This window comes from Paenibacillus lycopersici (genome assembly GCF_010119935.1).
Taxonomy (GTDB): Bacteria; Bacillota; Bacilli; order Paenibacillales; family Paenibacillaceae; genus Paenibacillus_Z; species Paenibacillus_Z lycopersici.
The window spans coordinates 1,958,233-1,981,749 of the sequence record NZ_CP048209.1; the positions used below are offsets into that span (position 1 = coordinate 1,958,233).

Below are 23,517 nucleotides of genomic sequence, written 5' to 3' on the forward strand. Positions count from 1 at the left end.
TATATATGCGTCCATCTGGCCATGCGTCACAGGGGGCGGCGATGGTACGACGCAGCCGTTTCCTGCCGGTTTCCCGCATGTACGCGGCATCGCTTATGCCTTGATACGCCTGCACGAACATTGCGGATTCCGATTCGCCGCCACCGCCATCGAGCAGCCTACAGCACGGTAATGTATCCGACCATCGGGCCGCCGTTCGCGAGCGACGTATGCGTCAGGCATTCGATGGCGAACGTGCCTTTCCGATCCGCCTTGAAATGGACGACCGTCGTCTGTCCCTTCGTCACGACGCCTTTGATGCCGAGCTCCTGGATGACAAACGGGTGCGAGGCGCCGTTGATCCCGGTGATGCGCAGCTCGACGACCTCCCCTTTATGCACGACGATGGAGGCGGGGTCCCAGCGGTACACCTCGAGTTCTTTGCCGTTCGCGATCGTCGTCTTGAACTCGCCGGTCACGAGCTCGAATACCTTCATTTCATTCGGCACGGACATGGCGGCGCGCGTCTGGTTCCAGCGCAGGAGGACGGCGGCGAACACGATGACGAGCACGAGCAGGTAGACGAGACGAAGCTGTTTTTTGCTGACTACGAACATATTGGACAAGGCGCTTCACTTCCTTTTCGCACAAGGATTGGACTACTGCCAGTCTATGCGGGGGCTTGGCCTCCGATGCCAGCCGCCAATCGCACACAGCTCACCGCCTCCGCAGCCCATCGTCGTCCTCAAGCATACCCACGGCTCATCTCGCCTGCCCCCGCTCCTCAAATCCGCCTCAGCGTCACCAGCCATATCGCCCCCGCTCATCCTATAATCCTTCTCTTGCATCCACGCGCCTCCATGACCCGGCATCATAGACGGTCCGCGCTGGAAGGCATGTCTTCAAATATGCTAGAATACCGTAAGAGAGACGGACCCGCTCATGCGGCGGCTCTACAAGAGAATGATAGGAGATGAAGAATGAGCTGGTTTCATGATTTGGTCAATACGCTGCTGGATTGGATTGAAGGCCTTGGCTATTTCGGCATCTTGATCGGTCTGATGATTGAAATTATTCCAAGCGAAATCGTCTTAGGCTACGCAGGCTACCTTGTATCGCAGCACACCATTTCCATGCCCGGCGCGCTGCTGTTCGGATTCGTCGGCGCCGTCGCGCAGCAATGGATATTGTACGGCATCGGACGTTTCGCGGGCCGGCCGTTCTTCGAGAAATACGGTAAATTCATCAAAATCAGCCCCAAGCATCTCGATACCGCCGAAAGCTGGTTCCGGCGCTACGGCAACGGCATCGTCTTCACGGCCCGTTTCGTTCCCGTCATGCGCCAGGTCATCTCGGTTCCGGCCGGCATCGCGCGCATGTCCTTCTGGCGGTTCACGTTCCTGACGGGCCTCGCTTCCATTCCGTGGGTGGTGCTGTTCGTCTATTTGGGACGCTCCCTCGGCGAGAACTGGGAGGATATCGACGACAAGGCGGCGCCTTACGTGCAGCCGGCCATCCTTATCGCCATCGCGGCGTTGATCGTGTACGTGCTGTACAAAGTGCTCAAGCGGCGCGGAAAATCCATCTAATCCGTTTGTGCGCGGCGAACCCGTTTTGATACAATCGGTAATAGAGGCAATCGGCGCCATTGCGATAATCAGCCATTTCTCCCCTCAGGGGCACAAGGAGGACTTGTATAATGGGTAAAAACGTAGCGAACAAGCTGGGCAAAGGCATCAGCCCGCAGCAGTTTATCGATGCCATGACGAAGAACCAGGACGCGTTCAAGGACTGGGGCAGCCGGTTCGAGTGGGCGAACGCGGAGGACCGCGAATTTTTCGAGTCGATCAACAACCGCGACGATCTGCGCTGCATGATCATTGCCGCCGACTGGTGCGGAGACGTCGTCCGCAACGTTCCGGTCGTGTTCCAAGCGCTGGAGCTGACCGGCATGCCGGTGGAAGTGCTCATCATGGAGCAGCATCTGGACACGATGGACGAATTTCTGACGCTCGGCGGCCGTTCGATTCCGGTCGTGCTGATCGTCGATACGGGCGGCGCCGTACTCGGCCAGTGGGGCCCTCGCCCGACTTACGTCCAAGAGCCGATGGTCGCGTTCAAGCAAGCCAACCCGGACCGCGAAGCCGCGGACTATCAAGAGAACCTGACCGCGACCCGTCAAGAAATCGGACGCCGCTACGGTGATGGCACGGCGTACCAGCAATTGATCGTAGCCGAGCTCCGCGAGCTGCTCGCGTCCGTCTAGTACGATGCGCATCGAGACGTTTACGCTGGGTCCGCTGCAGACGAATTGCTACCTCATCACCGAGGACACTGGCAAGCGCGCGTTCGTGGTCGACCCCGGCATGGGGCCGAAGCGCTTGATCGAGCGCATCCGCGAGCGCGGGCTGACGATCGAAGCGATCGTGCTGACGCACGCGCATTTCGATCATATGGCCGGCGTCGAGGACATGCGGCAGGCATTCGGCTGCCCGGTCTATCTGCATGATGAAGAGGCCGACTGGCTGGAAGACGCGCGCAAGAACGGCTCCGCGCGCTGGTCCGACGTCACGGCGCCGCTCACCACGGCGCCTGCGGAGTTCGCGCTGTCGGATGGCCAGAAGCTGGAGCTGATCGGCCATACGTTCCAGGTCATGCATACGCCGGGCCATTCCCCCGGCAGCGTGAGCCTGCTGTGCGACGGGCATCTGATCAGCGGGGACGTGCTGTTCAAGCTTTCGGTCGGACGCACGGATTTGCCCGGCGGCAAGGAACGCGACCTGTTCGATTCCATTCGGATGAAGCTGTACAAGCTGGATCCCGCGGTCCGGGTCTATCCCGGACACGGCCCGCAAACGACAATCGGATTTGAAATGGCAAACAACCCTTACGTGCCGGCTTAACCGCCGGTACGAAGGGTTCTATTCTTTCTTGATGGAGGAATCGCATGTGGCTGAGACGAAGCAGCGATTGAAGGATGAAGAGACGGAAGGAGCTTCCGGCGCGAACGCGCTGACGCCGGAGGAGCAGGCGGCGGAGCAAGCGGCCATCGTCAAGCGGGTGTCGGCGGAGCTGAACCTGCCGCTTGGCAAAGTGAAATCGGCCGCGGCGCTGCTGGACGAAGGCAATACGATCCCGTTCATCGCCAGGTACCGGAAGGAAATGACCGGCGAGCTGGACGAGAACGAGCTGCGGGCGATCGAAGAGAAGCTGCAGTACATGCGCAACCTGGAAGCGCGCAAGCGCGAAGTGATCCGGCTGATCGACGAGCAGGGCAAGCTGACGGACGAGCTGCGCGGCGCCATCCGATCGGCGTCGAAGCTGCAGGAGGTCGAGGACCTGTACCGGCCGTACCGGCAGAAGCGCAAGACGCGCGCGAGCGTCGCCCGCGAGCGGGGGCTCGAGCCGCTGGCGCATTGGCTGCTGTCCCAGCCGCGCCAAGGCGAGCCGCTGCAGGAGGCGGCCAAGTACGTCGACGCCGCGAAAGGCGTCGAGACGGCGGACGATGCGCTGCAAGGCGCGAAGGACATTATCGCGGAGCAGCTTGCGGACGATGCCAAAATACGCGCCTGGGTGCGCCGCCATACGTTCGACAACGGCATTCTGCGCACCGAAGCGAAGGACGCCGCGCAAGAGACGGTCTACGAGATGTACTACAGCTACCAGGAGCCGCTGAAGAAGCTGCCGCCTCACCGCACGCTGGCGATCAACCGGGGCGAGCGGGAGGACGTGCTGCGCGTCTCGCTCGACCTGTCGGCGGACCGCATCCACGATTACATGGACCGGCAGCTGCTTCGCGTCGGAACGGCCGCCGGCGTGCGCGCCGCGCTGCTCGCGACGATCGAGGACGCGTACAAGCGCTTGATCGCGCCTTCCATCGAGCGCGAAGTGCGCGGCGAACTGACGGAGAAGGCGGAAGAGCATGCGATCGGCATCTTCTCGGCGAATTTGCGCAACCTGCTGCTCCAGCCGCCGGTGCGGGGCAATGTCGTGCTCGGCGTCGATCCGGCCTTCCGGACCGGCTGCAAGCTCGCCGTCGTCGACGAGACCGGCAAGCTGCTCGAGGTCGCCGTCTCGTATCCGACGCCGCCGAACAACAAGGTCGCGGAAGCGGAGAAGCTGATCAACGGATTGATCGACCGTTACCGCGTCGAGCTGATCGTCATCGGCAACGGAACCGCTTCTCGCGAGACGGAGCAGTTCATCGCGAGGCTGCTCGGCAAGCGCAAGGCGGACAAGGCGCAAAGCGGGCGCGAGCTGAAATATATCATCGTCAACGAAGCGGGCGCGAGCGTCTATTCGGCGTCCAAGCTGGCCGCCGAGGAGTTTCCGAAGCTGGACGTCGCCGAGCGCAGCGCCGTGTCGATCGCCAGACGGCTGCAGGATCCGCTCGCGGAGCTCGTGAAGATCGAGCCCAAAGCGATCGGCGTCGGCCAGTACCAGCACGATGTCAGCCAGAAGCGGCTGGAGGAAACGCTCGGCGGCGTCGTCGAATCGGCGGTCAACCATGTCGGCGTCGACGTCAACACGGCTTCGCCGTCGCTGCTGTCCTACGTCGCGGGCATCAACGCGACCACGGCGAAGAATATCGTGAAATTCCGGGAAGAATCGGGAATTTTCAAGGATCGGAAAATGCTGCAGAAGGTTCCGCGCCTCGGCGCCAAGACGTACGAGCAGTGCATCGGCTTCATCCGCGTTCCCGAGAGCGCGAACCCGCTTGACCGGACGCCGATTCATCCCGAGTCCTACGCCGTCGTCGACAAGCTGTGCGGCGTGCTCGGCTTGAAGCTGGAGCAGCTGGGCACCGAGCCGTTCCGCGCGGCGCTGTCGTCGATCCAGACGGACCGCGTCGCCGCGGAGATCGGCGTCGGCGTGCCGACGCTGCGCGACATCGTCGACAGCCTGCTTCGCCCGGGGCGCGATCCGCGCGAGGAGCTGCCCGCGCCGATCTTCCATACCGACGTGCTGAGCATCGAAGACTTGACCCCGGGCATGGAGCTGCAGGGCACCGTGCGCAACGTCATCGACTTCGGCGCGTTCGTCGACATCGGCATCAAGAACGACGGCCTCGTCCATATCTCGCAGCTGAGCGGCAAATTCGTCAAGCATCCGATGGACGTCGTCTCCGTCGGCGATAATGTGACCGTATGGGTGCTTGGCGTCGATTTGAAGAAGGGGCGCGTCAGCCTGACGATGCGCAAACCGGGTTAACGGCCGGTTCAGGCGCGAGCGGCGATCGTACGCCGCCGGGCAACGGCAAAAAGGGTGTTATCTCCGAGCGGCCCGCGTCTTGCGAAGACGTCGCTGCAAGGAGATAGCACCCTTTTGTATCGTCGAATAGATACTTGTTCGTCATATAAATCGGCTTGTATGTCTCCCGCATGAAACGCGCATGCCGTCCACGGGAAGGAGACAGCCGTTGCGCCTTGGGAATCGCTGCATTATAAGGTTACGGAATCGTCGCCCTGACGTTGACTGGTACGATAGAAATACCAGCAGTCGTTCAACAACCGAATCTGCCGCCGGTCTTTCTTCAGGAAAGCCCGCATCAGTTGGTTGCACAGCCATTGCGGCATCGCCCCTCGCCCTCCTTCCAGTCTGCGCTTGTTGTACTAAGTAGTGTATGGAGGAGGGCGGATGCCTGTGCAGGTCCAACTGGCGGCGCATGCAGAAAAATCGGGTTTAAGGCGATTTACATGTCGAATTCTTCTTCGTACCACTGCTCCAGCTGCGCTTGCAGCGCGCGGATTTCCGTGAGGAGCGAAATAAGCGGGTACGATTTCTCTTCGATCGACGCGAAATCCTTCTCGAGCTGATTCATGTACGCCAGCCCGGATTGGACGGAGATCGATCTGTCGTGCAGCTCGACGTTGTCGCATTCCGCGATCGCATAAGGCAGCGCCGGTACGCTGCTTGCCGTCAGCTTGTCGATTTCCTTATGCAGGCGCAGGTTCAGCGCGCTCAGCTGGTACGCGTGCGAGGCGGGCATCTCGACGAACGAAACCTCCTGTCCGTTCTTCATGATGATATACCGCATAATAGCCATCTCTGAATGATCCCCTTTCTTAACATCCTTAACATCCGATGAATACCTCTTGACAGTGTAGCGTATTCGTCCTTTAAAATTCAAGTATAACCGCGTGAGGAGATTGAAGGATGCAGGATCAATTGTTGCAGGAATGGGTGGAGCGGGTATCGCTGCAGTTTTTCGGGCTTCCGTTCCGTCATCGCGCTACGTTCAACGGCCGGCTGAAGTCGACCGGAGGCCGCTACTTCACGAAGTCGCACAATATCGAGATCAGTCCGCATCAGCTGCGCAATTTCGGCGAGGAAGAGACGGAGAAGATTATCAAGCACGAGCTGTGCCACTATCATCTCCATATTATGAAGCGGGGCTACAATCATCGCGACGAGGATTTCAAGCGCCTGCTCGCCCAGGTCGGAGGGACGCGGTTCTGCAAAGCGCTGCCGGCCGGAGAGAAACGCAAGCCGGAACCGTACCGGTTCAAGCTGCTGTGCAAGAGCTGCGGCACGGAATATTTGCGCAAAAGAAAGACGGATCCGCGCCGCTACGCATGCGGCAAATGCCGCGGACAATTATTGCTGTACAAGCTTGACTTCATTTCTAAGACATGATACATTATTTCTTGTCACTAATTGCTATTCCCTGATAGCTCAGTTGGTAGAGCACTCGACTGTTAATCGAGTTGTCACAGGTTCGAGTCCTGTTCGGGGAGCCATTACATGGAGAAGTACCCAAGTGGCTCAAGGGGACCCTCTGCTAAGGGGTTAGACTGCGTAAGTGGTGCGAGGGTTCGAATCCCTCCTTCTCCGCCATTTGTATGGCGATTGGCCATACGGCCTTATCTGTTAATAACTCTCGTCCTCAGCGAGAGAATGTTTGAAACGGCCCGTTGGTCAAGTGGTTAAGACACCTCCCTTTCACGGAGGTAACAGGGGTTCGAGTCCCCTACGGGTCACCAAAAGTTCAATTCCGATATGGATGCATAATCGCATATCACTCCGCGGTCGTGGTGGAACGGCAGACACACCATCTTGAGGGGGTGGCGCCCACAAGGCGTGCGGGTTCAAATCCCGCCGACCGCACCAACTTTACACGAACAAGTCCTTGATTCCGATCAGGGACTTTTTTTTGTCGGCATAACGGTTCGGCCTTCCGTGCACAATAGGGTAGATACAGGCGGCTGTCCGTTCATGGCGGCGCAGCTATTCGTGAAAAAATGTCTTGCCATTCGTCTTCGGGTCTGATATATTATTACTTGTCGTTTGAAAAGCTTGTCGAAAAACGACGAAAATAAGGCCCGTTGGTCAAGTGGTTAAGACACCTCCCTTTCACGGAGGTAACAGGGGTTCGAGTCCCCTACGGGTCACCAAATTCCCTCGGTAAGCAAGCCATCATGGCAGGTTATGCCGGTCGCTTTACGGGGATTCGGTAAGCTCGGTTATGAGCCATTAGCTCAGTTGGTAGAGCACCTGACTTTTAATCAGGGTGTCGTAGGTTCGAGTCCTACATGGCTCACTCTTTATTTCAATTTTTTATTTCGATATGGACCATTTCATATCTCACTCCGCGGTCGTGGTGGAACGGCAGACACACCATCTTGAGGGGGTGGCGCCCACAAGGCGTGCGGGTTCAAATCCCGCCGACCGCATCCTAGAGAAAAGCCTTGATTATCAAGGCTTTTTTTGTTTTTATAATTACCTGTAGCATCCTGAAAAAGTGTTGAATTTCATTGCTTGGGGACGGACCGACCCCGGATGGAGACGGTTTAGTGGCAGTACTAGCAATAGGTTATATGTTATGGGCAGGAATAATTCGGTATTACGGAGATTTGGATGAACAATTGAAAGCAGGTGTACATTCTTGAAGAAACAATGGGCGATTCTCGCATGTGTAATGATTGCGCTTGTGCTTTTCACTACTTCTTGTACGAATGGAACGCCAAAATACACAAAACTATTCAATCGTGTAGAGGAGCATAGGGCCATTTTTCTACAGCCACGCGAAGAGGCCCTAGTTACTTTACAAATAACGGATTCGCTTGGCGAATACGATAAGAATAGGGGTATTATACGGCAGGAAGATATCATTACCGTCAATCAAATGGATTTTAGACAGGAAATGATGGTGGATAGTTTGACCGACAAAATTATTGGATATCGTATAAAAACGCTTTTGCCCAGATCGGAGAGCGGCTTTCGAAACGCAAGGGAATTAGTGAACGCTTTCTTGGATAGATACGAACCCACCGAAGACGGAGATAGGATCAGAGAAGCTACAGATACGATTGACAGGATGGCGTTTCCTCTATTGCCCCTTATCGATTCGAAAACTTCGGCGAAACCGGCGGGAGAGGAATAGCGCAACTTTGCCTTTCGATATCGTTCTCATAGCTTCTTGCCGCAGCGCTTCCGGTCAAGATATGAAAACGCAATCAACATCATCAGATCGATATTTACGTTATGCATCGCCGGGCTCATAATGGGAACTGTTCGAACAGAAAGATTCGTTCAGGGAGGGTAAACAGATGCAGCGTAAACGAATGACCGCCATGACGGCGGCAGGGGTTCTTGCCTTATCCGTCGCGTTGACCGCTTGCGGCAACAATAACAACGGCGAGCAAGAGAACGCGCCGACGGCGAATAACGCGAGCAAACCGGCGACGGGCAGCACCGGCACTAACGGATCGGCCAATACGCCGGCCGCGGCGACGGAAGACGGCCCGCTTGTTAAGTACGACCCGCCGATTACGGTATCCACCGTGCGCAAGTTCAACAGCGGTCTCAAGTTCCTTCCCGGAGAAGGCTGGGACAACAATATCTATACGAACGAGCTGAAGAGCCAGCTCGGCATTCAGATGAAGAACGATTGGATCGTCGACGACCAGCAGTATCCGAAGAAGCTGAACGTCTCGATGGTGGCGGGCGATCTGCCGGACATCTTCGAGGTTAACCTGCAGCAGCTGCAGCTGCTCATCGAAGCGGATCAAATCGCGGATCTGACCGATATTTTCGATAAATACGCAAGCGACCTGTCCAAGAAAGCGATCGAGAACGGAGACGGCATCGCCCGCAAGGCGGCTTCCGTCAACGGACGGCTGATGGCCATTCCGAACGGCGGCGGCGGACGCGACGACGCTCAATTCCTCTATATCCGCGCCGATTGGCTGAAGAAGCTGAATTTGCAGCCGCCGAAGACGATGGACGACGTCATCAATATCGCCAAGGCATTCGCGAACGACGATCCAGACGGCAACGGCAAGAAGGACACGTTCGGCCTCAGCCTCGACTACAATCTGTTCAACGGCTGGTCCGGCCTGGACGGCTTCTTCAACGGCTATCACGCCTATCCGTTCAATCCGGGCGGTCCGAACTCTACCGGTCTCAACCTGGTCTTCATGGATAAAGGCGGCCAGCTCGACTATGCCGACATTCAGCCGGAAGTGAAGACGGCGCTCGGCAAGCTGCAAGAGCTGTTCAAAGCCGGCGCGATCAATCCGGAGTTCGGCGTGGACAGCGGCGAGAAGAGCGCGGCATTGGCCACGGCCGGCAAAGTCGGCATGACGTACGGCGCGTTCTGGGTTCCGACATGGCCGATCAACGACATGATCGCCAAGGATAAGACCGTCGATTGGGAAGTGTATCCGCTCGTCTCGGCCGACGATCAGCCGGTGAAGGCGCTCAGCAACAACATCGTGCCGGCATCGTTCACCGTCGTCAGCAAGAAAGCGAAGCATCCGGAAGCGGCCATCAAAATTCTTAATTTCTACATGGAGAAGAACTACGGGGAGACGCGCGACGAGAAATACCACAGCCAGAAGAACGGCGACGAAACGATCGGCGTGTTCGGCTTGTCTCCCGTAACCGGCGGATTCTCGGAGACGAATCAGGACGACTACTATTCCGTGCAGGACGCGCTCAAGGCGAACGATCCTTCGAAGCTGAATCCGACGGCCAAGGCGTATTACGACAGCATTACTTCGTACCGCAGCGGCGATATGAAGGGCTGGGCGATGGAGAAGCTGTTCGGCGGCGACGATACGTCCACGTACGGCATCCTCGGCCAATACAAGAAGAACGACGCGTTCATGACCAACGCCTTCCTCGGCGCGCCGACGGAAACGATGGTCCGCAACGGTCCGGCGCTCCGCGACCTGGAAGTGAAGACGTTCACGAAGATCATCATGGGCGAGCAGCCGCTCGATTCCTTCGACCAATTCGCAGCGGATTGGAAGAAGCAGGGCGGCGACCAGATCATCCAGGAAGTGAACGACTGGTACAAGGATCACAAGTAAGCGTCCGGTCTCGGGCGGGGCGTGCGCTCCGCCCGTTTCCGAATTCGGAAGGGAGAGGGAGCAATGCTGCGCAGATGGTGGGCGAATGACCTTCCGCTTCATATCATGGTTTGGGCAGGGCTTGTCTTCATATTAATCTTCGCATACGGCCCGATGGCGGGGCTTGTCATCGCCTTTCAGAAGTTCGTTCCGACGAAGGGGCTGTTCGGCTCCGCCTGGGTCGGGCTCGATAATTTTCACTACATTCTCAGCCTGCCGGATACGCGAAGAGTGATTTTCAATACGGTATTCATCTCGATCATGAAGCTGATCGCCGGTTTGGCTGCGCCGCTCGCGACGGCGCTGCTGCTGAACGAAATCAGAGTCAAAGCGTTCAAGCGGACCGTGCAGACCGTCATCTACCTGCCGCACTTCCTGTCTTGGGTCATCCTGTCGGGCATTCTCATTGACGTGTTGTCGCCGAATTTCGGCTTGCTGAACGATTTCATCGCCTGGCTCGGCTTCGACCGCATTTTCTTCCTCGGCAACGACAAGTGGTTTCCGTTCGTTCTCGTAGGGACGGACGTCTGGAAGGAATTCGGGTTCGGGACGATCGTCTACCTGGCCGCCTTGACCGGCATCAATCCCGCGCTCTACGAAGCGGCCGTCATCGACGGCGCCGGACGGTGGAAGCAGACGTTGAACGTCACGCTGCCGGGCATCGTGCCGATCGTCGTGCTGCTCATGACGCTCAGCCTTGGCAATGTATTGAACGCCGGCTTCGACCAGGTGTTCAATCTCTATAGCCCGTCCGTCTATTCGTCGGGGGACATCCTCGACACGTACGTGTACCGGCTTGGTCTCGTAAACTTCGATTTCGGCGTAGCGACGGCGGTCGGACTGTTCAAGTCCGCCGTGTCCCTCGTGCTCATATCGGCATCCTATCTGATGGCTTACCGCTTCGCCAACTATCGGATTTTCTAATTGACTGCGAGGAGGTGCATCGCGATGGTTGAATACTACAGCGCAAGCCGCAAGCTGTTTATCATTCTCAATTATACGGCGCTGACCGCGCTTGCCTTGCTGTGCATCCTGCCGATCATCAACGTGCTCGCCGTATCGTTCAGCGAGTCGTACTACGTGTCGGCGAATCTGGTGAAGCTGTGGCCGAAGGGCTTCACCTTCCGGTCCTATCATTTCGTGGCGGAGACGCCGGAGTTTCTGCGCTCGGTGCTCGTCGCCCTGGAGCGGCTGGCGCTCGGTTCGGCCGTGAATATGCTGCTGACGATCATCGTCGCCTTCCCGCTCTCCAAGGAGAGCAGCCAATTCCGGTTCCGGACCGGCTACGTATGGCTCTTCGTGTTCACGATTCTGTTCTCCGGCGGCCTGGTGCCGACGTATATTATCATCAAGGACGTCCATCTGCTCGATTCGATCTGGTCGCTCGTGCTGCCGGGCGCCGTGCCGGTGTTCAACATGATTCTGCTGCTGAACTTCTTCCGCTCGCTGCCGAAGGAGATGACCGAGGCGGCGCATATCGACGGCGCGACGCATTGGCAGGTGCTGTGGAGCATCGCCGTGCCGCTGTCCAAGCCGGCGCTCGCGACGATCGGCCTGTTCACGATGGTCGGGCACTGGAACGAATGGTTCAACGGGCTGATCTACATGAACAAGCCGGAGCATTATCCGCTGGCCAGTTATTTGCAGACGGTCATCGTGCAGCGCGACATTGCGCTGACGACGGATCCGGTCATGCTGCAGCAGCTGGCGGGCTTGAACAACCGTTCCGTGAAAGCGGCGCAAATATTCCTCGGCGCGCTCCCGATCTTCCTCGTGTACCCGTTCCTGCAGCGGTACTTCATGTCGGGCATCGTGCTTGGCAGCGTCAAAGAATAAGTAGCGAACAGGCTTCGACAGGAACTTGGCCTTGCACAGCGAACTTAAGTGATGAACGAGACGCGATGCCGAGGAGCGATATCCACGAGCGATATCCAGGACATACAAGGGCCGGGTGATCATCAATGAACAAGCGGTTCGGCGGAATATTCCCTAAATTGGTCATCGCCTTCCTGGCGGTGATCATTCCTTTGTTTATGCTGGGCTTGAAAATGAACCGGATGGGCGAGGAGAGCGTGCGCAGCGAATGGAACAATTCGATGAATTCGCGCACGGTGTTCTACCTGAACACGCTCGAGCTGGAGTTTCGCCATATTCTCGATATGCTGTCCGAAAATATTAACGACGCGGACTTGTCCCATCTGAGCGTGCTCTCCGGCATCATGTCGCAGTACGAATGGTCGGAAACGGTCAAGCGCGTGCAGGAGAAGCTGCGCTTGATCGGAGATTCCAGCCTCTACGCGCAGAACGCCAGCGTTCATCTGCTGACGCTCGGCCGGACGATCCACGATACGACCGGCGTGTCCGATACGATCGATCCCGCGTACGAAGCCGTCAAGCCGATCGAAGGAGCGGATAATCCTTCGATGGTCGCCTGGCATGACCGCATCTTCATCCGGCAGCTGTTCCCGAAAGGCTTCGTCGATCCTTCCTATGTGCTCGCCGTCGAGATCAACCGGAGCGAGCTGAAGGATATGCTCGCCAACATGGCGAATTACGGGGGGGCCGGCGCCGCGATCATTGACCGCGCAGGGCAATGGTTCGTGACGGAATCCGGCGGAGCGGAGGACGAGGGCGGCGTCACGAAGCAGCTGAAGGCGTTCCTGAAGCAGAAGGAACAGGCAGGGGCGATGAACGGATTAAGCGGCCCGATGAAGCTGAGCGGCGTCGACATGCAGACGGCCTGCCAATACTCGGTGTCGCTGAACGCGTATTTGTGCCTCTACATTCCGCAGGATCAAATTTTCGGCAAGATCAATTCCTACCGCATGCTCATCTGGCTGCTGACCGGGGCTTCGATCCTGATCGTGCTGCTCTATTCGCGCTGGATCTTCCGGGCGATCCACAGACCGCTTCGCGAAATGATCTACTCGTTCCGCCGCGTCGAGGACGGCCGGCTGGAGCAGGTGCCGATGACGAAGGGCAACGACGAATTCCGCTATCTGTATTTGCATTTCAATCGCATGGTGGATCATCTGAAGACGCTCATTCACGACAATTACGAGCAGAAGCTGCGCGCGAAGCAGGCCCAGATCAAGCAGCTGCAGTCGCAGATCAATCCCCATTTTCTGTACAACACGTACTTCATTCTCTACCGGCTGTCCGAGTTCGGGGATCTGGAGAGCATCGGGCGGTTCAGCCGCTACTTGGGCGAGTATTTCGAATTCATTACCCGCCACAAGGAGGATACGATTCCGCTTGAGCTGGAAGTCCGGCATACGCTGACGTACCTGGAAATTCAGAACATGCGGTTTTTCAACCGTTTCGATATCGAGGTCGAGCCGCTCTCCGACGATTGCCGTTCGATCTACGTGCCGAAGCTGGTGCTTCAACCGATCGTCGAGAACGCGTTCAAATACGGGCTCGAACCGCGCGTCTCGGGCGGCGTGCTGCGCATGGCGTTCAAGCGGACGGCGGATCGCATGCTGATCGACGTCGAGGACAACGGCGAACAGCTGACCGATGCCCGGCTCGAGACGCTTGCGGACAAGCTGAAGCGCACCTGGGCGGAGGACGAGAGCACCGGCATGATCAACGTGCACCGGCGGCTGCGGCTGCTGTGCGGCGAAGAGAGCGGCATTACGGTGGCGAGAGGCGATGGCGGAGGCTTGAAGGTCACGCTCGCTATCCAGCTGGAGGTTCAGGAAAAAGCGCTGACGGAAGGCGCGGCAACGGACAAAACAGCCTAGAGGGGGCAGCCATGTACAGACTGCTGATCGTCGACGACGAACCGATTATCGTGGAGGGCTTGTTCGATAAATTTCTGCAGCTGACGACGCATGCGTTCGAAGTGTACAAGGCGTACAACGGCGAAGAGGCGCTCGGGATCGCGAGGCGGGCACGCGTCGACCTGCTGCTGACCGATTTGAAAATGCCCGGCATGAACGGCTTGGAGCTCCAGCAAGCGGTGCAGCTGCTGTGGCCGAAATGCAAGACGGTCTTCCTGACCGGCCACAGCGATTTCCAATCGATCCAGTCGTCCATGCGCGGCGGCGCGTTCGATTACGTGCTCAAGATGGAGATGGACGCGAAAATCATCGAAGCCGTCACGCGGGGCGCGGACGCGATCGCCGAAGAGCATTCGCATGCCCGTCTGCTGAGCGATGCGCGGCACAGATGGACGCAGGCGCTCCCGATCCTGTGCAAGGAATACGTGCTGGAGCTGCTGGAAGGAGAGCGGACCTCCCCGCAAGGCCGGGCCGCCCGGTTCGCCGAGCTGAGGCTGCCGCTCGACGCCGGCGCCCCGGTGCACTTGGGCATCGGCCGCGTCGATGAATGGCAAGGCGACATTCGGCCCGGCGACAAGTCGCTGCTGCTGTACGGCGTCCATAACGTCATCGAGGAGCATTTTGCAGGCGGCTGCCGGATCGTGTTCGTGACGTACGGCAACGACCGGTTTCTCTGGCTGCTGCAGATGAAGCCGGGGACGGAGCGCGAGACGGCGATGCAGCGCCAGTCGCGCATTCTCGGCATCGTCGAGTCGGCGCAGACCGCGTGCCGCACGTATCTGAAGCTGCCCTGCTCGTTCGTCGCGGGCTGCGAGCCTTGCTGCTGGGAAGAGCTGCCGCGCAAATTCGGCCAGCTCGATTTCCTGTTGACGCGGGGGCTGGGCCTGGGGCGCGAAATACTGCTGTCCGATGCCAGCCCGTCGCCTGCGGCGACGAATGACACGGCGGCGCGGGTACAGGAGCGCGAGGTCACGCAGCTCATGCAGGCGCTCGAGCGGAAAGACGACATCGGCTTCCATCGCCGGCTGGCCGATATTTCATCCGCCATCGGGGAGACGGAAGCGATTCGTTCCGGCATGGCGCTGACGCTGTTCTATTCGTTGTCCGCATCGTTCCTGCAGCTGATGAACCGCAGCGGCCTGCTGGAATCGCTGCCCGAGCGCATCGACATGAACAAGCTGCTCGGCGCGCAGGAGCATGCGGCATGGCGGGACGCCGCGCGCTTCTTCGGCGAGCTGGCGGACCTGATCATCGAGAAGGTGGAGGACGAGAGCGGGCGGGAAACGAGCGAGGTCGTGGAGCGGGTGCAGAGCTACGTCCGCGAGCATATCGACGGCGACTTGTCGCTGGCCAGGCTGTCCGAGATCGTCTTCCTGACGCCGTTCTACCTGTCCCGGCTGTATAAGCAGCAGACGGGCCGCAGCCTGACGGACTACATTACGGAAGTCAAGCTTGGCATGGCCAAGGAAATGCTCGTATCGACGAACCGCAAAATCTACGAAATCGGCATTCATCTCGGATTCCATTCCTCGCCGTACTTCAATCACTTCTTCAAGAAGCAGACGAATATGACGCCGCAGGAATACCGCGACACCTGGACGCCGCGGGCGGTCAAGCAGGACTAGGCGGCGGGCTGCCGGTTGGCCGCTGCCGCCTTCCTCGCTGTTGTTGATTGCTCGAAACCGATGCGCGATACATATAGCCTTGCAGAACAGAGAGAAGACCGCTGCGCGAACGCGCACGGTCTTCTCTTCTGCCGTTTATTCGTTGCCCCACAATGTCGGCGAGCTGCCCTTCGCTTGGCGCCAAGCATGCCGCCATTTATGAACGTCCACGACGCCGATCTCGGGCATGTTGCCCCGCTCCTCCTTCGGCGGAAGCGCCGGGAACGGCTTATGCGGCTCGCTTTGATACCAGTACGCTACGGTCGACAGGTCAAGCGTCAAGCTGTTGTCGTGGCCGTGCTCGATGCTGGCATGCAGCGATTGCTCGAAGCGAATCGGGTCTTCCAGGAAGAAGCGGTAGCAGTGCGTGCGTCCCATCCAGCCCAGCTTCGCGGGCACCTTGGCATAGCCGAAGTACGGATGCGCGTACACCTCGTTCGGACACCAGGAGCTGTTGAAGAAATCCTCCGTTCCCGTGCCGTGCAGGGAGCCCGGCCAATCTTCGCCGTCGATCAGCCACATATCGTCGCCTTCGCCGTACCACATCGGGCCCGGGTTGTCGACAAAGTAGTTGATGCCGACAAACTGCCCGCTGCCGACGATATCCGCGAACACGTAGTTATGCTCGGTCGTCGGATTCGCCGATTGCGGCGCGATGACGCTCCACTCGGTCTCCCCTTCATCCGGGTGAACGCCGGTCACTTCGCGGTTCCACCACGCATGGAATCTGCCTTCCGAGGCAGGGATCGACGGATGCTCCTCGAAATCGATATAGTAATAGAAGCTGTTGATCGGCTCGCCGGACTGGTTCTCGAGCGTAATGCGCGCGCCGTCGCCGAACGGCATCGGGAAGTAGCAGTTGAACGCTCTTCCGTTGGCAGGCGCGGCCGCGAGCGGCAGCGATGCGAAATTGTATTCCTCGCCCCAGCCCTGGCCGAAGAAATCGCCGAGCGGGGATTCTACGCTGGGGGATTCTTCGCCGTCCCAATACATGCGGATGACGGCGTTCCGGCGAATGAACGAGTCGGGCGCATTGACGGTAATCCAGATATGCTTGATCTTGCCGGCTCCGGCAATGACGGCCAGATCGGCGGTCTCGCCTGCGGCGATTCTAATGAAGTCTGCGTTGCCTCCGGTCCGGTCGTAGCTCGAGATGCGTTTCGTTTTGATGCCCGGCTGCATTTTGCTAATATTGTCCAACATACTTCTGGCTCCTCCTTCTAATAACCTCGTTTGAATTGCTTAACGACGGCGTAACTAGCTTCATTATATAGAACGGGGACGAGCAAATATTTATCAGAAGCAGCTGTCTTTTTAACAGAGATTGCTTTCATTCGCCCCTGCTGCGGTCGCCGCGAGATCACAATGCATCGCGATGCGGCGGCGATGGTTGCGGATCGGGAGCGATAGCTTTACAATCAAATGAGCATGAGAAAAATCAGAAATCAAACCGCATATAACCTTATCCCGCGGATAGGTGGTTGCTTGATGCCGGCAAGCTCGAAAATGTCCGATCTGGCCTTCTTGCTGGAGGATGCACCGGAGAAGCTGCTCCGGGCGGCGCTGATCGATTATTATTTGGAAACGCGCAATTTCAAAGCGATCGAGAAGCTGCTGCGCGAAGCGGACGATGCTTCTTCGCCCTGCTCGATCGTCTGGGTATGGGCGATGGACACGGAAGAAGGCAGCGTCTTCATTCCGGAGCAAGAGATGGCCGCGATCAGGGCGCGGGTTATCGAGCTCGCGTCGTCGGGCGGCGAATATATCGCGGATCCGTACTATTATATGGACAGCAAGCGGGAGGAGCTGATCAGGGCGTATGCGGCGAGTCCGCGCAGCGCGGTCTACGTCGTCCCGCATCCGTGACCGCAGGCGGTGCAGCCGCCTCAACGGGGCGGGATCGGTCGACAGAACGGTATGCCTCCCAGGCGCTTCGTTCACACAGATGATGAGGGAAGGGAAACCGCATCCATGATCAAACGGCTGTTAAAAGTATTATCTCCGGCGCAGCTCATCTCGGGCGCCTATTTTATTGTCATCGTGCTTACGGCGCTGCTGCTCATGCTCCCTATCAGCTGGCGGGAAGGGGCGACGGTCTCGCCGCTCGACGCCTTGTTCACTTCCGTAAGCGCGATTAGCGTGACGGGCCTTACGACCGTGAGCACCGGCGAGACGTTCAACGGCTTCGGCGTCGCCGTGCTGCTGCTGGCGTTTCAGTTCGGCGCCGTCGGCATCATGACGATCGGCAGCTTCTATTGGATGCTGGTGGGCAAGCATATCGGCTTATTGGAGCGCAAGCTCATCATGATCGACCAGAATCAGAACAAGCTGGCGGGCCTCGTCGAGCTGATGCGCATCGTGCTCATACTGACGCTCGCCATCGAGCTTGTCGGCACCTTGCTGTTCACGGTGTTCATCTATGCGTCCGGTTACACGGATTCGCTCGCGACCGCGGCTTATTACGGCTTGTTTCATTCCATATCCGCGTTCACGAACGCCGGGTTCGACCTGTTCGGCGACTCGCTGATCCGCTACTCCGACAATGCGCCGGTGCAGGTGCTGACCATGGCGCTGATCGTGCTCGGCGCGGTCGGGTTTCCCGTGCTGGTCGAGACGTGGCGTTACGTCCGCAGCTGGACGAAGAAGCAGGAAGGGCGCTTCCGGTTCTCGCTGTTTACGAAGCTGACGCTCGTGACGCATGCCGTCTTGATCGTCGGCGGGACGATCGGCATCTGGCTGACGGAAGCAGGGAATTCGCTGGCCGGCAAATCGCTGGGCGGCCAGCTGATGAATGCGCTGGTCTTGTCCATCACCTCGCGCAGCGCCGGCTTGACGACGATCGACATCTCGACGCTGCATCAGGCGACGCTGCTGCTCGTGTCCGGTCTCATGTTCATCGGCGCAAGCCCGTCGAGCGTCGGCGGCGGCGTACGGACGACGACCGTTGCCGTCATCGCGCTGACCATCGTCATGTTCTTCCGGGGCGAGACCCAGCCTCGTGCGTTCCGCCGTTCCATAGCGGGCGAGGACGTGCGCAAGAGCTTCGTGTTCTTCACGCTGTCGATCCTGCTGGTCATGGCAGGCGTCTTCGCCGTGCTCGTCTCGGAAACCCATCATTACGACGTGTCCGCCGCGCTCTTCGAGGTTGCCTCCGCCTTCGGCACTTGCGGGCTGTCGACCGGCATAACGGCGGCGCTTCATCCGGCGTCGAAAGTGACGCTGATGCTGCTCATGTTCTTCGGCCGGATCGGGATGTTCCTGTTCATCTCCTTGTTCACGAGCCGGAGGAAGCAGCCGAACGTCAAGTATCCGGAAGAGAAGCTGATCATCGGCTGACCGTTTGTCTTCCGGCAGGCGTCCCATTATAATCAGATGGAATGAATTCAAGGGCAGGAAGGGAATGGACGCGACAGATGAGTACGCTATATCACGTGCTTGGGGCAAAGCAGTTCGACCGGGAGCAATTGGACAGGCTGTTCGGTTCGGCGAAAGAAATGGAGCAGGTAGCCGTACGCGGAGGCATCCAGCGTTACCCGAACAAGATTATGAGTACGCTGTTCTTCGAAGCGAGCACGCGGACGCGCTTCTCGTTCGAATCGGCGATGCATCGGCTCGGCGGCCGCGTCATCGGAACGGAGAACGCCAGCCAGTTCTCGTCGACGATCAAAGGCGAGACGCTGGAGGATACGATCCGGATTATCGCCGGCTACAGCGACCTGATCGTCATGCGGCATACGGAGATCGGAGCGGCCAAGCGCGCGGCGGCGGTATCCGGCGTGCCGGTCATCAATGCGGGGGACGGCTCGGGAGAGCATCCGACCCAGGCGCTGCTCGACCTGTATACGATTCAGAAGGAATTCGGCGGCATCGACGGCGTCCATATCGCCATGATCGGCGATTTGACTTACGGCCGGACCGTTCATTCGCTCAGCTATCTGCTGGCGAATTACAAGGATGTCCGCATCTCGTTCGTTTCGCCCGACAATGTGCGGATTCCGACCTACGTCAAGCAGTACCTGGAAGAGAAGCGGGTCGCGTACGAGGAATCGTCCGATCTCGAGGCGCTGGCGGGCAGCGCGGACGTGTTCTACCAGACGCGCATTCAGAAAGAACGGTTCCCTTCCTTGGAGGAATACAGCAAAGCCGAAGGCAAGTTCATTATCGACCGCAAGCTGGTGGACGCGATGAAGCGCAATGCGCTTATTCTCCACCCGCTGCCGCGCGCCGGCGAAATCGACACGGAGGTCGACGGCGATCCGCGGGCGGCCTACTTCCGCCAGGCGCAGAACGGCTTGTACATCCGGATGGCGCTGATCGAGCAATGCCTCGGCGGCGAACGGCAGGGCGGCGAAGGTTAAGGGAAGAACGGCATCATGCGCGTGAGAACGCGCGGGAACAAGAAGAACAAGAAAAGGCCTTTCCGCAGTCGTTGCGGAAAGGCCTTTTCTGCAGCCGATCGAAGCGGCGGAAGAAGGGCAGCGGGGAGCTGGCGTTCCCGTGCCTACTGCTTGGTCAGGATGATCGGACCGTCATCCGTAATCGCGATCGTATGCTCGTATTGCGCGGACAGGCCGCCGTCGATCGTGCGCGCGGTCCAGCCGTCGCTGTCGATCTTGCTCTGCCAGGCGCCGGTGTTCAGCATCGGTTCGACCGTCATGACCATGCCCGCTTTCAGCCGGATGCCGCGTCCCGGAGGTCCATAGTGCGGCACTTGCGGCTCTTCGTGCATGTCCTGGCCGATGCCGTGACCGATAAAGTCGCGGACGACGGAGAAGCCGTTGCTCTCGGCGTACTTCTGAATGGCGTTGGAGACATCGCCGATCCGGTTGCCGACGACGGCCTGCTCGATGCCTTTATACATCGACGCTTCCGTGACGGCCAGAAGCTTCGCCGCTTGCTCGGAGACGTTGCCGACCGGATAGGACCACGCGGAGTCCGCGAGCCAGCCGTTCAGATTGACGACCATGTCGATCGTGACGATGTCGCCGTCCTTCAGCGGCACCGCGGAAGGGAAGCCGTGGCAGATCACGTCGTTGACGGACGCGCAGGTCGCGTACGCATAGCCCTTGTAGCCTTTCTGTTCCGGCGTCGCGCCATGCTGCTTCAGGAATTTCTCGACGAATTGGTCGATTTCGTTCGTCGTGATTCCCGGCCGGATCAGTTTCTTGATTTCGCGGTGGCAGGCCGCCAGGATTTCGCCGGCTTTGCGCATTTGTTCGATTTCGTCTTTGGTTTTTAGAATAATCATGTCACACCTCTTTAATCGTTAATTATAGAGAAAAATATCGTCAAGGTAAAGAAACGGGCCTCCCGTACGATAGATCGAGCGGATCGTTTGCCGGATTGTTTGACGCGCAAGCCGGCGTTCTGCTACGATGATCTGGGGCGCTCGCATCCGGCCGGAACAGGCGTTTTCGATTACGTGTAAGCGTTATCAAAATAATGGCGCCGAATGTTGTCGTCATGGTATCCGAACGGTCCGCGGGATTGCGCCAGGCCAATATCAAATGAGTTGACGGGAGCGTGCTTGTGAAGATGGGCAACGGATTACTGGGGAACAATTTCATTACGCAGATCGGCATTCTCGTCCATGACATTGAAGCCGTCAGTCGGAAATACGCCGATTTCTTCGGCATCGACAAACCGAACATTATAACCACCGACCCGTTCGAAATCGCGCAGACGGAGAATCGGGGCGAGTCGACGCCCGCGCGGGCGAAGCTTGCTTTCATTAATATGGGTTCGCTGCAGCTGGAGCTGATCGAGCCGGACGAGCACCCGAGCACCTGGCGGGAATATTTGGACGCGCACGGCGAAGGCCCGCATCATATCGCGTTCGTGATCGAAGGCATGAAGGAGAAGATCACCCTGCTGGAAGGCAGGGGCATGCCGCTGATGCAGAAAGGCGAGTATGTCGGCGGGCGCTATGCCTACGTGGATACGTTCAACGAACTGAAAGTATTGATCGAGCTGCTGGAGAACGACAAGTAAGCGGGCGTTACGTCATCCGGTATGCCGCCGGCGGCACGCCGTACTTCTTCCGGAAGACGCGGAAGAAGTACGAGTAGCTGCCGAAGCCGCATGTTTCCGCGACCTGCTCGAGCGTCATGCCGCTGTATTTGATTCGTTCGATCGCCATGGATAATCGGACGTTTTGGGTATACTGAATGATGGTCAAGCCGTAGCATTCCTTGAAGAGATGGACGGTGCGCGAGACGCTGAGGCCGACATGGGCGGCGACGTCCGCGATCGTAAAGCTGTTCGCGGCCTGCTCGTCGATGAAGTTTTTCATGCGGGTGGCGATGAACGATTTGCCCTGCAGCTCGGACTGCGTATCGATGGCGCGGTCGAGCCCCAGGCACAGCGCGCGCAGCAAATAATCGGCGAGCTCCCGGTTCTCCGCTTCATAGCGGCGTTTCTCGAGAATAAGCGCCTGCCAGATCGACAGCCAGCGTTCGTCGGGGACGACTTTGACGCGCTGCTTGCGGTCGTGCCGGCCCCACCATTCGTCGAGCCATTCGCCGCGGCAGATGACGTAATAATCGCCGCTCGAGACGCCGGCACCGGAAGGCGCCTCGTCCGACTGCTGCGCGTACACGTTGAGATTGTAAGAATCGCCGGGCTTGAACATGAGCAGGTCGCCGGCCTCGATGCGCTGCATGCGTCCGTCGACGAGCGCCTCGCATGTCCCTTCCGTCTGCAGACGGAACAAGTATGCATGCAGCCCTTCGGGATTCGTCATTTGGAAAGGCTGCGCATGATAGGAATAGCCGCAGCTCATAATTTCGGCGAACAAGGCTCTTCACCCACTTTGCAGCAATATTGGACATGTCACTGTTATATAATACATCGTGTTATCGCTCATGATCCACTATAATGAGTGTCAGATCGGTAAACTAACAAGGCGTTCGCGGCGCAGCTGCGCCGGGACGCGATTCGAAAGGATGAGCTTGAATGAGAATCGGATTGCAGCTTTATACGCTTCGCGACGAGACGGCGAAAGATATGAAAGGCACGCTCCGCAAAGTAGCGGCCATGGGTTACGAAGGCGTTGAATTCGCCGGCTATGGCGACGTGCCCGCGGAAGAAATGCGCGACCTGCTGAAAGAACTGAACCTGGAAGCGTTCGGCAGCCACGTCAGCCTCGATAACCTGCAAGGAAAGATGGAGGAAGAAATCGCGTACCTGACGACGATCGGCGCATCCTACGTCGTATGTCCATGGATTCCGGCCGACAAGGTTGCGGAAGGCGAGTCGTTCTGGCGCTCTCTGATCGAGCAATTCGTCGGCTTCGGCAAACGCTTGAAGGAAGCGGGCCTCGAATTCGCCTACCACAATCACGATTTCGAATTCAAGACCAAAATCGACGGCGAGTTCGTATTCGACGCCATGTACACCAAAGTGCCTGCCGATCTGCTCAAGGTCGAAATGGACATGGGCTGGGTGCAATACTCCAAGCAGGACACGCTCGCGTATATCGCGAAGTATGCCGGCCGCCTTCCTCTTATTCACCTGAAAGACTTCCGCCAGGGCGATGGCACGGGTCCGATCGACACGGTCGAGCTGGGCCGCGGCGATCTGCCGCTGAACGACATTATCGCAGCCGCGAACAAAGCGAACGTGGAATGGCTCATCGTCGAGCAGGATACATGCGCGAATCCGCCGCTCGAATCCGTTCAGACGAGCATGGAGTGGCTGAAAGCGAACGGCCATAAAGCGTAATTTCAATTTAAT

22 protein-coding genes and 7 tRNA genes are annotated in these 23,517 nt (G+C 58.4%); 23 read left to right on the forward strand and 6 right to left on the reverse strand.

All coding sequences use genetic code 11. The features are described from left to right. Positions 1-158: 158 nt before the first annotated feature. Entirely contained in the window at positions 159-596 is a 438-nt protein-coding gene (locus GXP70_RS08370; protein ID WP_162360367.1) for a cupredoxin domain-containing protein, read from the reverse strand. Positions 597-959: 363 nt separating this feature from the next. On the opposite strand from GXP70_RS08370, the gene GXP70_RS08375 reads away from it, so the two are divergent. From GXP70_RS08375 to GXP70_RS08390, 4 genes are all read left to right on the forward strand, one after another. Beyond that, positions 960-1,568 carry an undecaprenyl phosphate transporter UptA gene (locus GXP70_RS08375; protein WP_162356029.1) on the forward strand — a complete coding sequence of 203 codons (609 nt, stop codon included), beginning with the start codon at positions 960-962 and terminating at the stop codon, positions 1,566-1,568. A gap of 110 nt (positions 1,569-1,678) precedes the next feature. After that, positions 1,679-2,245: a thioredoxin family protein gene (locus GXP70_RS08380; RefSeq protein ID WP_162356030.1), complete on the forward strand. Its 567-nt coding sequence runs from the start codon at positions 1,679-1,681 to the stop codon at positions 2,243-2,245. A 4-nt stretch (positions 2,246-2,249) separates the two neighbouring features. After that, positions 2,250-2,882, forward strand: coding sequence for an MBL fold metallo-hydrolase (locus GXP70_RS08385; RefSeq protein ID WP_162356031.1), 633 nt, complete (start codon positions 2,250-2,252; stop codon positions 2,880-2,882). A gap of 31 nt (positions 2,883-2,913) precedes the next feature. Beyond that, positions 2,914-5,190, forward strand: a complete 2,277-nt coding sequence (locus GXP70_RS08390) for a Tex family protein (RefSeq protein ID WP_162360368.1) — start codon at positions 2,914-2,916, stop codon at positions 5,188-5,190. A 230-nt stretch (positions 5,191-5,420) separates the two neighbouring features. On the opposite strand, the gene cmpA is transcribed toward GXP70_RS08390, so the two are convergent. Beyond that, positions 5,421-5,555 (reverse strand): cortex morphogenetic protein CmpA, encoded by a 135-nt coding sequence (gene cmpA, locus GXP70_RS08395; protein ID WP_162356032.1) that lies wholly within the window; start codon positions 5,553-5,555, stop codon positions 5,421-5,423. A gap of 116 nt (positions 5,556-5,671) precedes the next feature. Then, a complete protein-coding gene (locus GXP70_RS08400) occupies positions 5,672-6,025 on the reverse strand; it encodes a hydrolase/acyltransferase (RefSeq protein ID WP_162356033.1) in 354 nt (117 codons plus the stop codon). A 110-nt stretch (positions 6,026-6,135) separates the two neighbouring features. Here GXP70_RS08400 and GXP70_RS08405 point away from each other — a divergent pair, with 110 nt between their 5' ends. The 14 genes from GXP70_RS08405 to GXP70_RS08470 all read left to right on the forward strand — a co-directional run bounded on the left by GXP70_RS08405 (position 6,136) and on the right by GXP70_RS08470 (position 15,744). Continuing rightward, the gene (locus GXP70_RS08405; protein WP_162356034.1) at positions 6,136-6,615 is read left to right on the forward strand and encodes a SprT family protein; all 480 of its coding nucleotides are present in this window, start codon (positions 6,136-6,138) and stop codon (positions 6,613-6,615) included. A 28-nt stretch (positions 6,616-6,643) separates the two neighbouring features. Then, positions 6,644-6,719, forward strand: a tRNA-Asn gene (locus tag GXP70_RS08410). Between the two features lie 6 nt (positions 6,720-6,725). Beyond that, positions 6,726-6,816: transfer RNA gene (locus tag GXP70_RS08415), tRNA-Ser, on the forward strand. Between the two features lie 71 nt (positions 6,817-6,887). Further along, positions 6,888-6,962 (forward strand) — tRNA-Glu (locus tag GXP70_RS08420). A 42-nt stretch (positions 6,963-7,004) separates the two neighbouring features. Further along, positions 7,005-7,089: transfer RNA gene (locus GXP70_RS08425), tRNA-Leu, on the forward strand. 209 nt (positions 7,090-7,298) lie between these two features. Next, positions 7,299-7,373 (forward strand) — tRNA-Glu (locus tag GXP70_RS08430). Between the two features lie 73 nt (positions 7,374-7,446). Then, positions 7,447-7,519, forward strand: a tRNA-Lys gene (locus GXP70_RS08435). Positions 7,520-7,570: 51 nt separating this feature from the next. Next, a tRNA-Leu gene (locus GXP70_RS08440) sits at positions 7,571-7,652 on the forward strand. A 212-nt stretch (positions 7,653-7,864) separates the two neighbouring features. Then, positions 7,865-8,362 carry a hypothetical protein gene (locus GXP70_RS08445; protein ID WP_162356035.1) on the forward strand — a complete coding sequence of 166 codons (498 nt, stop codon included), beginning with the start codon at positions 7,865-7,867 and terminating at the stop codon, positions 8,360-8,362. A 166-nt stretch (positions 8,363-8,528) separates the two neighbouring features. Next, a complete protein-coding gene (locus GXP70_RS08450; RefSeq protein ID WP_162356036.1) occupies positions 8,529-10,295 on the forward strand; it encodes an extracellular solute-binding protein in 1,767 nt (588 codons plus the stop codon). Between the two features lie 63 nt (positions 10,296-10,358). Then, positions 10,359-11,258 carry an ABC transporter permease gene (locus GXP70_RS08455; RefSeq protein ID WP_162356037.1) on the forward strand — a complete coding sequence of 300 codons (900 nt, stop codon included), beginning with the start codon at positions 10,359-10,361 and terminating at the stop codon, positions 11,256-11,258. A gap of 24 nt (positions 11,259-11,282) precedes the next feature. Beyond that, a complete protein-coding gene (locus tag GXP70_RS08460) occupies positions 11,283-12,170 on the forward strand; it encodes a carbohydrate ABC transporter permease (RefSeq protein WP_162356038.1) in 888 nt (295 codons plus the stop codon). Between the two features lie 125 nt (positions 12,171-12,295). After that, positions 12,296-14,080, forward strand: coding sequence for a sensor histidine kinase (locus GXP70_RS08465; protein WP_162356039.1), 1,785 nt, complete (start codon positions 12,296-12,298; stop codon positions 14,078-14,080). Between the two features lie 11 nt (positions 14,081-14,091). Then, a complete protein-coding gene (locus GXP70_RS08470; RefSeq protein WP_162356040.1) occupies positions 14,092-15,744 on the forward strand; it encodes a response regulator in 1,653 nt (550 codons plus the stop codon). A 135-nt stretch (positions 15,745-15,879) separates the two neighbouring features. Here GXP70_RS08470 and GXP70_RS08475 read toward each other — a convergent pair whose 3' ends face one another. Beyond that, positions 15,880-16,986 (reverse strand): glycoside hydrolase family 172 protein, encoded by a 1,107-nt coding sequence (locus GXP70_RS08475; RefSeq protein ID WP_162356041.1) that lies wholly within the window; start codon positions 16,984-16,986, stop codon positions 15,880-15,882. Positions 16,987-17,271: 285 nt separating this feature from the next. On the opposite strand from GXP70_RS08475, the gene GXP70_RS08480 reads away from it, so the two are divergent. From GXP70_RS08480 to pyrB, 3 genes are all read left to right on the forward strand, one after another. Next, positions 17,272-17,649, forward strand: coding sequence for a hypothetical protein (locus GXP70_RS08480; RefSeq protein ID WP_162356042.1), 378 nt, complete (start codon positions 17,272-17,274; stop codon positions 17,647-17,649). A 105-nt stretch (positions 17,650-17,754) separates the two neighbouring features. Next, positions 17,755-19,119, forward strand: coding sequence for a TrkH family potassium uptake protein (locus GXP70_RS08485; RefSeq protein ID WP_162356043.1), 1,365 nt, complete (start codon positions 17,755-17,757; stop codon positions 19,117-19,119). Between the two features lie 77 nt (positions 19,120-19,196). Continuing rightward, positions 19,197-20,141, forward strand: a complete 945-nt coding sequence (gene pyrB, locus GXP70_RS08490; RefSeq protein ID WP_162356044.1) for an aspartate carbamoyltransferase — start codon at positions 19,197-19,199, stop codon at positions 20,139-20,141. A 143-nt stretch (positions 20,142-20,284) separates the two neighbouring features. On the opposite strand, the gene map is transcribed toward pyrB, so the two are convergent. After that, on the reverse strand, positions 20,285-21,031 hold the full coding sequence (gene map / locus GXP70_RS08495) for a type I methionyl aminopeptidase (protein WP_162356045.1): 747 nt from the start codon (positions 21,029-21,031) through the stop codon (positions 20,285-20,287). A 287-nt stretch (positions 21,032-21,318) separates the two neighbouring features. On the opposite strand from map, the gene GXP70_RS08500 reads away from it, so the two are divergent. Next, positions 21,319-21,774, forward strand: coding sequence for a VOC family protein (locus GXP70_RS08500; RefSeq protein ID WP_162356046.1), 456 nt, complete (start codon positions 21,319-21,321; stop codon positions 21,772-21,774). 7 nt (positions 21,775-21,781) lie between these two features. On the opposite strand, the gene GXP70_RS08505 is transcribed toward GXP70_RS08500, so the two are convergent. After that, on the reverse strand, positions 21,782-22,579 hold the full coding sequence (locus GXP70_RS08505; protein WP_162356047.1) for an AraC family transcriptional regulator: 798 nt from the start codon (positions 22,577-22,579) through the stop codon (positions 21,782-21,784). Positions 22,580-22,737: 158 nt separating this feature from the next. Between GXP70_RS08505 and GXP70_RS08510 the strand changes: the two genes are divergently transcribed. Continuing rightward, positions 22,738-23,505 (forward strand): sugar phosphate isomerase/epimerase family protein, encoded by a 768-nt coding sequence (locus GXP70_RS08510; RefSeq protein WP_162356048.1) that lies wholly within the window; start codon positions 22,738-22,740, stop codon positions 23,503-23,505. Positions 23,506-23,517 lie beyond the last annotated feature (12 nt).

What these genes read in the sequence shown, in the direction of transcription:
- GXP70_RS08370 (WP_162360367.1), bottom strand. Translation starts at nt 596, where the DNA reads ATGTTCGTAGTCAGCAAAAAACAGCTTCGTCTCGTCTACCTGCTCGTG.
- GXP70_RS08375 (WP_162356029.1), top strand. Translation starts at nt 960, where the DNA reads ATGAGCTGGTTTCATGATTTGGTCAATACGCTGCTGGATTGGATTGAA.
- GXP70_RS08380 (WP_162356030.1), top strand. Translation starts at nt 1,679, where the DNA reads ATGGGTAAAAACGTAGCGAACAAGCTGGGCAAAGGCATCAGCCCGCAG.
- GXP70_RS08385 (WP_162356031.1), top strand. Translation starts at nt 2,250, where the DNA reads ATGCGCATCGAGACGTTTACGCTGGGTCCGCTGCAGACGAATTGCTAC.
- GXP70_RS08390 (WP_162360368.1), top strand. Translation starts at nt 2,914, where the DNA reads ATGGAGGAATCGCATGTGGCTGAGACGAAGCAGCGATTGAAGGATGAA.
- cmpA (WP_162356032.1), bottom strand. Translation starts at nt 5,555, where the DNA reads ATGCCGCAATGGCTGTGCAACCAACTGATGCGGGCTTTCCTGAAGAAA.
- GXP70_RS08400 (WP_162356033.1), bottom strand. Translation starts at nt 6,025, where the DNA reads ATGGCTATTATGCGGTATATCATCATGAAGAACGGACAGGAGGTTTCG.
- GXP70_RS08405 (WP_162356034.1), top strand. Translation starts at nt 6,136, where the DNA reads ATGCAGGATCAATTGTTGCAGGAATGGGTGGAGCGGGTATCGCTGCAG.
- GXP70_RS08450 (WP_162356036.1), top strand. Translation starts at nt 8,529, where the DNA reads ATGCAGCGTAAACGAATGACCGCCATGACGGCGGCAGGGGTTCTTGCC.
- GXP70_RS08455 (WP_162356037.1), top strand. Translation starts at nt 10,359, where the DNA reads ATGCTGCGCAGATGGTGGGCGAATGACCTTCCGCTTCATATCATGGTT.
- GXP70_RS08460 (WP_162356038.1), top strand. Translation starts at nt 11,283, where the DNA reads ATGGTTGAATACTACAGCGCAAGCCGCAAGCTGTTTATCATTCTCAAT.
- GXP70_RS08465 (WP_162356039.1), top strand. Translation starts at nt 12,296, where the DNA reads ATGAACAAGCGGTTCGGCGGAATATTCCCTAAATTGGTCATCGCCTTC.
- GXP70_RS08470 (WP_162356040.1), top strand. Translation starts at nt 14,092, where the DNA reads ATGTACAGACTGCTGATCGTCGACGACGAACCGATTATCGTGGAGGGC.
- GXP70_RS08475 (WP_162356041.1), bottom strand. Translation starts at nt 16,986, where the DNA reads ATGTTGGACAATATTAGCAAAATGCAGCCGGGCATCAAAACGAAACGC.
- GXP70_RS08480 (WP_162356042.1), top strand. Translation starts at nt 17,272, where the DNA reads ATGCCGGCAAGCTCGAAAATGTCCGATCTGGCCTTCTTGCTGGAGGAT.
- GXP70_RS08485 (WP_162356043.1), top strand. Translation starts at nt 17,755, where the DNA reads ATGATCAAACGGCTGTTAAAAGTATTATCTCCGGCGCAGCTCATCTCG.
- pyrB (WP_162356044.1), top strand. Translation starts at nt 19,197, where the DNA reads ATGAGTACGCTATATCACGTGCTTGGGGCAAAGCAGTTCGACCGGGAG.
- map (WP_162356045.1), bottom strand. Translation starts at nt 21,031, where the DNA reads ATGATTATTCTAAAAACCAAAGACGAAATCGAACAAATGCGCAAAGCC.
- GXP70_RS08500 (WP_162356046.1), top strand. Translation starts at nt 21,319, where the DNA reads ATGGGCAACGGATTACTGGGGAACAATTTCATTACGCAGATCGGCATT.
- GXP70_RS08510 (WP_162356048.1), top strand. Translation starts at nt 22,738, where the DNA reads ATGAGAATCGGATTGCAGCTTTATACGCTTCGCGACGAGACGGCGAAA.